Below are 2,850 nucleotides of genomic sequence, written 5' to 3' on the forward strand. Positions count from 1 at the left end.
GTGGGGGCCCCTCCCACGCCGGAGGCGGAGTCGCAGGGCGGCGCGAGCCCACTCCCTATCGCATCCCAGGTCGTTGCCCCATCAATTTCGCGGTGGGACCGTTGACTTGGACAGCGAGGAGATCCCGTGGCGACGACGACCGGCGGAGCGTGACTTCGGCGATGGCCGATGCTTATCCGAGTGTCGCGGGAGTGGTGGCGACGGCGGCGGCGTTCGCCGGTTTTCATCCCGGGTTGTGCGAGTTGCGGGTGGTCGGCAGGTCGAGGTCGGGGCGGCCGCTGCACGTACTGACCGTGGGGCACGGACGGCGGAACGTACTGGTGGTGGCGGGGCCGCACTCGGACGAACGGGTGGGGGCGGCGACCGCGCTGCGGCTGGCCGAACGCGTCGCGCACGACCCGCTGTTGCACGCGGCCGCGGACGCGACATGGCACCTGCTGCTGTGCCTGGACCCGGACGGCGCGATGCGCCACGAGGCCGGGCCGCCGATACGCCGCACCCCCGCCGCGCACTTCCGGCACGCGTACCGCCCGCCGCCCGACGAACAGCCCGAATGGGCGCCGTCGATCCGGCCGCCGGACGGCCAACTCCCGGAGTCCCAGGTGCTGCTGGACATGATCGACGAACTACGGCCGGTCCTCCAGTGCTCGCTGCACGGCAACGATCTCGGTGGCTGCTGGGTCCAGTTGACCCGCGACATACCCGGACTCGCCGAGCCACTCGGCAAGTTGGCGGCCGAGCACGACCTGCCGGTGCAGACCGGCACCTACGACGCGCTGCGCTGGACGGTGTCGGGGCCCGGCGTCTATGTGCTGCCCGAGCCCGGCGCGCGGGCCATGTCGGACCGGCTGCCGGCGGACGTCGACCACTCGACCTGGACCCGGCCGCACCAATACGGCGGGATGACCGCGCTGTTCGAGGTGCCGATGTGGGCGGCCCGTACCGTCGCCGACCCCGCGCCGCATCCGGAGCCGGCTCGCGAACTGGCCCGGCTCGGCAGGCAGTTGCGGAACCACGCCCGCCGGGTCGAGGTGCTGCTCGCGGAGGTGCGGGCGGTGCTGCCGACCGCCGCCCCGGACCGCGCCCACCTGCTGCGGGTCGTGGCGGAGCTGGCCGCGGCCTGCCCGCAGGTCGCCGCGGAGTGGGAGCGGCTGCCCCCGGACGCGGTACCGCTGACCGCCGCGCACCTCGCGGCTCTCGACATCGCGGCCCGCCGGATTCCGTTGCGGGCCGCCGGCACGCTGCTACGCCTGCTCGACGGCCGCCCCGCCCCGGCCACCGCCGAGGTCAGGCTCGCGTGCGAGCATCAACTCACCCGCTGGGCGAATGAGTTGACCGCCGGCCACGACCCGGTCTGGGTGCCGGTCGACGAGCAAGTGCAGGTCCAGTCGGAAGCGGTGCTGGCGGCCTTCCGGCTGGCCGTGGCCGCGGGGTGACGGCGCCGGACACCGGCCCGGCCGCCCCACCACCATCGCGCGCCGGCTCCGCCACGCACCGCCGCCCCCACGTCAGACGGTGACCGCCCCGAGTTCCGCCGCCACCAACTCCGCGAGCTGCACCGCGTTGAGCGCGGCGCCCTTGCGCAGGTTGTCGTTGGAGACGAACAGCGCGAGGCCGTTCTCGACCGTCTCGTCCTGCCGGATACGGCCCACGTAGGAGGGGTCGGCGCCCGCGGCCTGGAGCGGGGTGGGAATCTCGGAGACCTCCACCCCGGGCGCGGCGGCGAGCAGTTCGTACGCCCGCGCGACGCTGATCGGGCGGGCGAAGCGGGCGTTGATCTGGAGGGAGTGGCCGGAGAAGACCGGGACCCGTACGCAGGTGCCGGACACCTTCAGCTCGGGGATCCCCAGGATCTTCCGGGACTCGTTGCGCAGCTTCTGCTCCTCGTCGGTCTCGAGGCTGCCGTCGTCCACGAGGTTCCCGGCGAGCGGGACCACGTTGAAGGCGATGGGCCGCTGGTAGACCGCCGGGGCGGGGAACTCGACGGCCGACCCGTCGAAGGCGAGGCGGTCCGCCTGCTCGGTGACCTTGACCGCCTGGCCGTGCAGTTCGGCCACGCCGGCCAGGCCCGAGCCGGAGACGGCCTGGTAGGTGGCCACGACCAGCGCGACCAGCCCGGCCTCGTCGTGCAGCGGGCGCAGCACCGGCATGGCGGCCATCGTGGTGCAGTTCGGGTTGGCGATGATGCCCTTCGGGCGGTCCGCGATCGCGTGCGGGTTGACCTCGGACACAACCAGCGGAACGTCCGGGTCGCGGCGCCACGCGGAGGAGTTGTCGATCACGACGGCGCCCTGTGCGGCGACCTTCTCCGCGAGCGCGCGGGAAGTGCTGCCGCCGGCCGAGAAGATGACGATGTCCAGGCCGGTGTAGTCGGCGGTCGCCGCGTCCTCGACGGTGACGGTCGCGCCGTCCGGGCCGCCCTCCCACGGAAGGGCGCGGCCCGCCGAACGGGCCGAGGCGAAGAGGCGGAGCTGCGTGACGGGGAACTTCCGCTCGGCCAGCACCTTGCGGACGACCCCGCCGACCTGTCCGGTCGCTCCGACGATTCCGATCCTCATTGCGGTATCTCTCCGATCATGCCTGCCTGGGGGTTCCCGTCCGTTTCGAGTATCCCCCGGCCCGGGAGCGGGGCGCGGCGGGATTTCACGGGGCGAGACGGCCGGGGCCCGGAGCGGCCGCGGCCACGGCTCCCCCCGGGCTGCCCTCCAGCGCGGCGAGGGCCGTGCGCGCGGCGGCCAGCGCGGACGGGCTCGCCGGGAGCAGCGGCAGCCGTACGTCCGGGGTCGGGATGCGGCCCTGGGCGTGCAGGACGGCCTTCACCACGGTCGGGTTCGGCTCGCTGAAGACGGC

2 protein-coding genes and 1 pseudogene are annotated in these 2,850 nt (G+C 74.0%); 1 reads left to right on the plus strand and 2 read right to left on the minus strand.

The window, feature by feature from the left end; translation table 11 throughout:
* Positions 1-161 precede the first annotated feature (161 nt).
* On the plus strand, positions 162-1,436 hold the full coding sequence (locus AC13HU_RS35080; protein WP_483046042.1) for a M14 family zinc carboxypeptidase: 1,275 nt from the start codon (positions 162-164) through the stop codon (positions 1,434-1,436).
* Between the two features lie 72 nt (positions 1,437-1,508).
* Here the strand turns inward: AC13HU_RS35080 and AC13HU_RS35085 are convergent, their stop codons facing one another.
* Positions 1,509-2,558, minus strand: coding sequence for an aspartate-semialdehyde dehydrogenase (locus AC13HU_RS35085; RefSeq protein ID WP_483046043.1), 1,050 nt, complete (start codon positions 2,556-2,558; stop codon positions 1,509-1,511).
* Between the two features lie 85 nt (positions 2,559-2,643).
* A pseudogene (locus AC13HU_RS35090) lies at positions 2,644-2,850 on the minus strand (hypothetical protein); the annotation flags it as partial.

The organism is Streptomyces sp. NH27 (assembly GCF_056859195.1).